This window comes from Kitasatospora sp. NPDC057015, from assembly GCF_042673745.1.
GTDB lineage: Bacteria > Actinomycetota > Actinomycetes > Streptomycetales > Streptomycetaceae > Kitasatospora.
Map to the genome: position 1 here is coordinate 309,127 of NZ_JBHUSG010000005.1, position 6,533 is coordinate 315,659.

General features: G+C 71.0%; 10 protein-coding genes. 4 read left to right on the forward strand and 6 right to left on the reverse strand.

Going from position 1 to position 6,533, the window contains the following annotated elements:
* The first annotated feature begins 183 nt into the window (after window positions 1-183).
* Window positions 184-564, forward strand: a complete 381-nt coding sequence (locus tag ACFTWP_RS07705) for a hypothetical protein (RefSeq protein ID WP_380263320.1) — start codon at window positions 184-186, stop codon at window positions 562-564.
* Between the two features lie 60 nt (window positions 565-624).
* Here the strand turns inward: ACFTWP_RS07705 and ACFTWP_RS07710 are convergent, their stop codons facing one another.
* Window positions 625-912 carry a hypothetical protein gene (locus ACFTWP_RS07710; RefSeq protein ID WP_380263321.1) on the reverse strand — a complete coding sequence of 96 codons (288 nt, stop codon included), beginning with the start codon at window positions 910-912 and terminating at the stop codon, window positions 625-627.
* Entirely contained in the window at window positions 909-1,517 is a 609-nt protein-coding gene (locus tag ACFTWP_RS07715; protein ID WP_380263322.1) for an ATP-binding protein, read from the reverse strand. The genes ACFTWP_RS07710 and ACFTWP_RS07715 overlap by 4 nt, the downstream gene beginning before the upstream one ends.
* Window positions 1,518-1,859: 342 nt before the next feature.
* Here ACFTWP_RS07715 and ACFTWP_RS07720 point away from each other — a divergent pair, with 342 nt between their 5' ends.
* Together ACFTWP_RS07720 and ACFTWP_RS07725 are read left to right on the forward strand one after the other, a co-directional pair.
* Window positions 1,860-2,702, forward strand: coding sequence for a helix-turn-helix domain-containing protein (locus ACFTWP_RS07720; RefSeq protein ID WP_380263323.1), 843 nt, complete (start codon window positions 1,860-1,862; stop codon window positions 2,700-2,702).
* On the forward strand, window positions 2,699-2,923 hold the full coding sequence (locus tag ACFTWP_RS07725; RefSeq protein WP_380263324.1) for a DUF397 domain-containing protein: 225 nt from the start codon (window positions 2,699-2,701) through the stop codon (window positions 2,921-2,923). Before ACFTWP_RS07720 ends, ACFTWP_RS07725 begins: the two co-directional genes overlap by 4 nt.
* A gap of 52 nt (window positions 2,924-2,975) precedes the next feature.
* On the opposite strand, the gene ACFTWP_RS07730 is transcribed toward ACFTWP_RS07725, so the two are convergent.
* From ACFTWP_RS07730 to ACFTWP_RS07740, 3 genes are all read right to left on the reverse strand, one after another.
* A complete protein-coding gene (locus tag ACFTWP_RS07730; protein ID WP_380263325.1) occupies window positions 2,976-3,302 on the reverse strand; it encodes a YrhB domain-containing protein in 327 nt (108 codons plus the stop codon).
* Between the two features lie 61 nt (window positions 3,303-3,363).
* Window positions 3,364-3,600 carry a DUF397 domain-containing protein gene (locus ACFTWP_RS07735; RefSeq protein ID WP_380263326.1) on the reverse strand — a complete coding sequence of 79 codons (237 nt, stop codon included), beginning with the start codon at window positions 3,598-3,600 and terminating at the stop codon, window positions 3,364-3,366.
* A 49-nt stretch (window positions 3,601-3,649) separates the two neighbouring features.
* Complete coding sequence (locus tag ACFTWP_RS07740; protein WP_380263327.1) at window positions 3,650-4,060, reverse strand: CoA-binding protein; 411 nt, start codon at window positions 4,058-4,060, stop codon at window positions 3,650-3,652.
* Between the two features lie 160 nt (window positions 4,061-4,220).
* Here ACFTWP_RS07740 and ACFTWP_RS07745 point away from each other — a divergent pair, with 160 nt between their 5' ends.
* A complete protein-coding gene (locus tag ACFTWP_RS07745; RefSeq protein WP_380263328.1) occupies window positions 4,221-4,526 on the forward strand; it encodes a cupin domain-containing protein in 306 nt (101 codons plus the stop codon).
* A 167-nt stretch (window positions 4,527-4,693) separates the two neighbouring features.
* Here the strand turns inward: ACFTWP_RS07745 and ACFTWP_RS07750 are convergent, their stop codons facing one another.
* Entirely contained in the window at window positions 4,694-6,031 is a 1,338-nt protein-coding gene (locus ACFTWP_RS07750; protein WP_380263329.1) for a UDP-glucose dehydrogenase family protein, read from the reverse strand.
* Window positions 6,032-6,533 lie beyond the last annotated feature (502 nt).

Here is a 6,533-nt window from a genome sequence, read left to right on the forward strand (position 1 = left end):
GGGCCTTTCCGGTAGGACCGAGAGCACGTCCGTCCGATCTTGTCCGGGCCGTCGCCGCCCCTCAGACTCGATCCATCCACCTCGATCCCACGTGCCGACTTCTCCCCGGAGAGGCCGGTGCGTCCGTCGCGCTGCCCTGGCGTCGGCGGGTACGGCGTCGGGGCGGGGCGACGAGGGGGACGGATGAATCACGACATGGTGCTGCGGACCAGGGTGCTGCTGCTGGACGAGGGCCGGCTCAGCCCGATGGTGGAGCTGCGGGCCTTCCGCCTGATGGCCTCGGTGAGCCCGGCCGCCTACCTGCCGAAGCTCTCCCGGGCACTGGTGGCGTCCAGCAGTGGCCTGAAGCGCTGGGCGCGGCCGGAGATGTGGTCGGCGTTCCTGGAGGAGGCCGTGGCGGCGGCCGAGCGCATGGACGTGTCGGATCCGCTGCGAGCCGAGGTCCTGGCCGAGGCCGTGGGTGCGTACCGGCAACAACTCGCCCTGGTGGAGCGGCAGTCGGATGCGATCGCGGTCCGGGCCCGGACGGTGGCGGCCGGACCGGCCGGGGGTGGCGGCCGGTAGGCCCGCCGGTCGGCCGGTGGGGGCGCCGGCGGCACTCCCCGTCGGCCCGCCGCCGCTCCGCTACGCCCCGGCCGGACGGATCCGGACGGCGTGCAGGCGGCCGTCCATCCGGAAGGAGAGCTGCAACTCCCCGTCCCGGTCCAGGTGTTCGGTGACCCGCTCGACGGCGTTCGGGCGGGTCAGGAAGTACCGGTAGGCGTCGTACTGGGTGGCGCCGAGCGGCAGTGTGCGCAGCGAACCCCACAACGCGGCCAGGGCGTCGGGGAGACGGTCGAAGGTGGCGGGCGGTGTCACGTCCTCGATCTCGACGGTGACGGGGCTCGGCGCCGGGACGGCCTTCCTGGTCACGGCCGCCCTCCGACGGGCGTCCCGGCCGCCGCCGGCCCGGAGCAGCGATGGCGACCGAGGGGTGGCCGCCGGGCGGTGAGGTCGCCCACGCCCGGCCGGGGCCGCAGCGCGCGGATGCGGTGGTCGAGCAGCGGCGACGGAAGTTGATCCGGTGGGCCCGGGCGGGAGTCGGCCATCCGGCGAGGGGTCGCCAACGTGCGGAGTCGGGCCTCCGTGCCGTCCGACAGCCGCAGCTCGACCCACGTCTTCTTGCCGGAGTTCAGCCGGATCACGCCCCGCCGCACCGCGAGGGCGTCGACCAGCAACAGGCCGCGCCCGCCCTCGTCGTCGGCCCCCGGGGCCCGCGGCTGCGGTTCGGTCGGGTTGGCGTCCTCGACGGTGACGATGAGGGTGCCGTCCTCGGTCCCGATGAGTTCGACGGTGGTGGTCTCCGTCTTGCCGTAGCGCACCGCGTTGGTCACCAGTTCGGAGACCAGCAGTTCGATGACCGCCCGGTCGTCCGGATCCAGTTCCCCCACCCAGGTGCCCAGTTGGGCCACGGCGAGTCTTCGGGCGACGGCTACGGACGACTCGGACGCGGGGAGGCGGAAGTGGTTCTGGTGCATGGCGGATCCTCCTGGCCGGGTGGCTGGGTGAGGTGGGTTGCGTGCGTGAGGGCTGTCGGTGACGGATCGGGCGGGGCCCTGTGCAGGGCACTAACGCCCGCCTAGATATGCCGGGGCGGTGATAGGCGGACGAAGCAGAGCATCAATGGATGTCACCCTCAGCTCTCGGTTCGTCGCACTCAGCATGGCTCCTGATTCACCATCAGGGCAAGTCATGTCGAAGAAATATGAAAACTTTCAGTTGGGATCTGAAGGTGCCGGGCCAGCGGGCATGAAGGAGGTGGCGGACCGTCCGACGGGACGGGCACACTGGTCCACGAACAGGTCTGGAGGGGCGATCAGATGGCATCTGTGCCAGCCGTGCGGTATCGGCGCATCGCGGGTGAGCTCAGGAAGTTGCGCGAGGCCAAGGGCATGTCGGCCGAGGAGGTCGTGGCCGGCGTCGGAGGGATCAACCTGGTCAAGCTGAGCAGATACGAGAACGCCCGCGTCCAGCTGAAGCCCGAGGTGGTTCGCGCGCTCCTGGACTTCTACGGGTGCGACGAGGAGCTCAAGGAAGTCCTGGTCGAGATCCTCAAGGAGAAGAGACGGCCGGGCTGGGTGGCGGGCTACGACCAGCTGAACCCGCTGTACACCGACCTGATCCGGCTCGAAGAGACGGCGATCGCCAACAAGTCGTACGAGGTGTCCTTCATTCCTGGGCTATTCCAGACCCGGGCATACGCTCACGCCATCATCTCGATGGGCGTGCTCAAGACGTCCAGCGTCGAGGAGAGAGTGGAGGTTCGGCTCGCTCGGCAAGCGGTTCTCACGCGCTCGGAGAATCCGCTCAAGGTGTGGGCCGTCATCCATGAGTCGGCGCTGAGCATGGGCGCGGGGGACGGTGTGATGGTCGACCAGCTCGACAAGCTGGTCCATCTGAGCCGGTACCCGAACATCAAGATCCAGATCATGCCGACGGTGGCTCCGCCGAATCCTGGAATGAGTGGGCCCTTTGCCCTCCTGGAGTTCCGCCAGCGGGACCTTGATCTCGTTCTGCTGAGCGGAATGCTCGGCGGGAACTGGGTCGAAGAGCCGGATCACGTGGACATCTACCGAGCGGCCTTCGACGAGATCATTGCGACCGCACTGGATCTCGACCAGTCGCTCAGCCTCATCCAAGAGAAGAGAGACCAGCTCAAATGAACCCGTCCTTCCCCGTGGCCTCCGCCCTTCCCGTGCAGTGGAGGAAGGCGAGCTTCAGCGACCCCAACGACAACTGTGTCGAGTGTGGGCTCCTGGGCGCGGTCACCGCCGTCCGGGACAGCAAGGACCCCGATGGTCCGGCGCACCGCTACCCGGCCCAGGTCTTCGCCGACTTCGCCCGGGCCGTGGGTGCCGGGGGGCTCGTCCGGGTCGACGGCTGAGCGCAGGTGATCGCGGAGGCGGCCCGCACCGGAACCTGCGGTGCGGGCCGCCTCAGCCGGCGGCTCGGGTCCGCTCGTACTCGGCCACGTAGTGCCGCGGGCTCCGGCCCGTGCCGACCTGGTGGACCGTGCCGTTCTCGCGGTCCACCAGGAAGGGGCCGTTCCCGCCGAGCCGGGGGCGGGTCGTCCGGCCCTCGACGGCCTCCCGAAGGGTCCAGTAGGCGACCCACCCGAAGGAGACCCGGTCCATGTGGCTGATCGCGAACAGGCACTCCGGCCCGTCCGGGCGGGTGCGTTCGGGCCGGTTCAGCCAGTACTTGTCCTCCACCAGGGCCAGTTGCTCCATCACCAGTGCCGTCGCCTCGTCCTTGGTCAACATGGGGCGATGCTCCCACGGCCACCAGGCGGAGCCCGGGCCGGCCTCCGTCAGCGGGTCTCCGTCAGCGCGACTTGGGTACGTAGCCGATGTCGAACTCGCCGTCCACGGCGCCGAGTCGGAACGCCTCCCACTCGCCCGGGGTGAAGACCAGCACTGGGCCGTCGGGGTCGGCGCCGTTGCGCATGGCGATGTGGTCGTCGACGAAGGCGATCTGTGGGCCGTCCGACTGGCCGGGGGCGGCGAGCCAGACGGCGTCCGTCAGGTCCAGGGTGGGCTTCGGCGAAGGCGCGTCCGTCATCGTGCGGGTGCTCCTGGTGGTCGGTCCGGGGCCGGGCGCGGAGCCGGCCTCAGAGCAGCGGGATCTCGATCGCGGGGCAGCGGTTCATGACCATCTTCAGACCGGCCTCGGTGGTGCGAGCGTAGGCGGCCTCGTCGACCACGTCGAGCTGGAACCAGACCGCCTTGGCCCCGACCGCGACGGCCTCGTCCGCGACCGCGCCGGCCAGCGAGGAGTTCACGAACACGTCCACCACGTCGACCGGGAACGGTACGTCGGCGAGGGTGGCGTACCCCTGCTCGCCGAGGACGGTCTCCGCCTTGGGGTGAACCGGCACCACCTGCTTGCCGTAGCGCTGCAGCACCCGGGCCACTCCGTAGGCCGCCCGCGCGGTGTTGTTGGACAGGCCGACCACGGCCCACACCTCGCCGGTGCCGGTGAGGATCTCGCGGACGGTGGCGTCGTCTCCGTAGTTCGTCATGCCTGCTCCAACGGGCGGGCCGCCGCAGCAATTCCGGCCCGAGTCTTTGCCAAACGGTCGACCACTTCGCGCCGCCGGGCGAGTAGTTTCCGAGGCATCCGTTGAACGTGACCCGGAGGCCGGTCGACTCGACCGGCCGGTCCGGTGGGAGGGGTGTGCCGTGAGTGTGGTCGACCTGGTGGCGACGGCGGTGGGTCTGCCGCAGGCGTGGAGCTCGCGCGGGCTGGGCCGGGTGGGAGCGGCCTGCGTGAAGGTGCTGCGGATGGACGGGCTGCCGCTGGAGGAGGAACGGCACGCCGCCGACGAGGCCCTGATCGTCCTCGACGGTCGGCTGGAGTTGGAGGTGGACGGCACCCCGGTGCCGGTGCGGGCGGGCGAGCTGTACCTGGTGCCGGCGGGCACCCCGCACGCCGTCCGCCCGGGCAGTACGGGCACGCTGGTCGTCCTCGAACTGGAGGGGGACTGACGGAACTGGAGGGGCACCGACGGCAGGCCGGGCGTCCGACCTCGGCCACCCGGCCACCCGGCCACCCGGCCACCCGGTCACCCGGCCACCCGGCGGGACAGCGGGCGAGCCCGCCCCGATCACGTCGGGGCGGGCTCGTACGACGGGACTGCTGCTCGACGGGAGCGCTAGCTCGGCCGCCCCATCGCGCGGTACGTCCAGCCGGCCGCGCGCCAGGCGGCGCCGTCCAGGACGTTGCGGCCGTCCAGCAGCCGGCGTTCCGCGACCACCGCGCCCAGCTCGGCCGGGTCCAGCTCGCGGAACTCCTGCCACTCGGTCAGGTGCAGCACGACGTGGGCGCCCTGCGCGGCCTCCAGCGCGCTGTCCGCGTACGCGAGGCTGGGGAACATCTTGCGGGCGTTGTCCATCGCCTTGGGGTCGTACACGGTGACCTGCGCGCCCTGGAGCTGGATCTGCGCGGCGACGTTGAGCGCGGGGGAGTCCCGGATGTCGTCCGAGTTGGGCTTGAACGCGGCGCCGAGGACGGCGACCTGGCGGCCGAGGAAGCCGCCGCCGCACTGCTCGCGGGTCAGTTCGACCATCCGCGAGCGGCGGCGCATGTTGATCGAGTCGACCTCGCGCAGGAAGGTCAGCGCCTGGTCGGCGCCGAGCTCACCGGCGCGGGCCATGAACGCGCGGATGTCCTTGGGCAGGCAACCGCCGCCGAAGCCGAGCCCGGCGTTCAGGAACTTGCCGCCGATCCGCTCGTCGTAGGAGAGGGCCTTGCTGAGCTGGGTGACGTCGGCGCCGGCGCTCTCGCAGACCTCCGCCATCGCGTTGATGAAGGAGATCTTGGTGGCGAGGAAGGAGTTGGCCGCGGCCTTGACCAGTTCGGCGGTGGCGAAGTCGGTGACCACGAACGGGACGCCCTCGGAGATCGGCGTCGCGTACACCTCGCGCAGCAGCTCCTCGGCCCGCTCGGTCCGGGTGCCGACCACGATCCGGTCCGGGTGCAGGGTGTCGCCGACGGCGAAGCCCTCGCGCAGGAACTCGGGGTTCCAGGCCAGCTCGGCGCCCTCCCCGACGGGCGCGAGGGCCGCGAGACGCTCGGCGAGCCGGCTCGCGCTGCCGACCGGCACGGTCGACTTGCCGACCACCAGGGTCGGCCGGGTCAGGTAGGGCGCGATCGAGTCCAGTGCGGCGTCCACGTAGGACATGTCCGCCGCGAACTCGCCCTTGCGCTGCGGGGTGTTGACGCAGATGAAGTGGACGTCGCCGAACTCGGCGGCCTCCTGCGCGGAGGTGGTGAAGCGCAGTCGCCCGGACGACCCCTCGTGCCCGGCCACGTGCTTGACCAGCAGCTCGGAGAGTCCCGGCTCGTACATCGGGATCCGGCCGGCGGTCAGGGTGGCGATCTTCTCCGGATCGATGTCCAGGCCGAGCACCTCGAAGCCGAACTCCGCCAGGCAGGCGGCGTGTGTGGCGCCGAGGTAGCCGGTGCCGATCACTGAGATGCGGAGGGCCACGGGTTCCCCTATTCGTGCGGTGGGTCGGACCGGTCGGGTGTCGCTGAGCGCGGGGCGCAAGCACAGATGCTATCCGCACGCGGAAGCGGGGGATCCGGCTGTGCGGCGCCCGTGACGTACGCGGGCGATCCGCCCGTATCCGGTCACGCGAAGCGCTCCCGGGCCCCGCGGCGGCGACGGGTGCCGTACGGCGGGCCGGGTGTCGTCACGGATCGGGTGCCCCCGCGAGGTGAGGCGACGACCGCACCGGGGTACGCCTTCGCGCGGGTGCCACCGTGCGGGGCCGCGCCGGTACGGAGTGTCGTGCATGTCACGTGCGGTCCGGGCGGGGGGCAACCCTAGAATTAGGATCTACTTAACGGTAATTAACTAGGCGAGCGAGGCATCATGACGGGCAGCGCAGGAGCGGACTTCGATCTCTTCCGGACCACCGAGGAGCACGACATGCTCCGGGAGGCGGTGCGCTCGCTGGCCGAGGCGAAGATCGCTCCGTTCGCGGCCG

Excerpts from the sequence above, each read along its gene's own strand:
- ACFTWP_RS07730 (WP_380263325.1), bottom strand. The coding sequence starts at position 3,302 with ATGTTGACCAAGGACGAGGCGACGGCACTGGTGATGGAGCAACTGGCC.
- ACFTWP_RS07715 (WP_380263322.1), bottom strand. The coding sequence starts at position 1,517 with ATGCACCAGAACCACTTCCGCCTCCCCGCGTCCGAGTCGTCCGTAGCC.
- ACFTWP_RS07725 (WP_380263324.1), top strand. The coding sequence starts at position 2,699 with ATGAACCCGTCCTTCCCCGTGGCCTCCGCCCTTCCCGTGCAGTGGAGG.
- ACFTWP_RS07740 (WP_380263327.1), bottom strand. The coding sequence starts at position 4,060 with ATGACGAACTACGGAGACGACGCCACCGTCCGCGAGATCCTCACCGGC.
- ACFTWP_RS07705 (WP_380263320.1), top strand. The coding sequence starts at position 184 with ATGAATCACGACATGGTGCTGCGGACCAGGGTGCTGCTGCTGGACGAG.
- ACFTWP_RS07720 (WP_380263323.1), top strand. The coding sequence starts at position 1,860 with ATGGCATCTGTGCCAGCCGTGCGGTATCGGCGCATCGCGGGTGAGCTC.
- ACFTWP_RS07735 (WP_380263326.1), bottom strand. The coding sequence starts at position 3,600 with ATGACGGACGCGCCTTCGCCGAAGCCCACCCTGGACCTGACGGACGCC.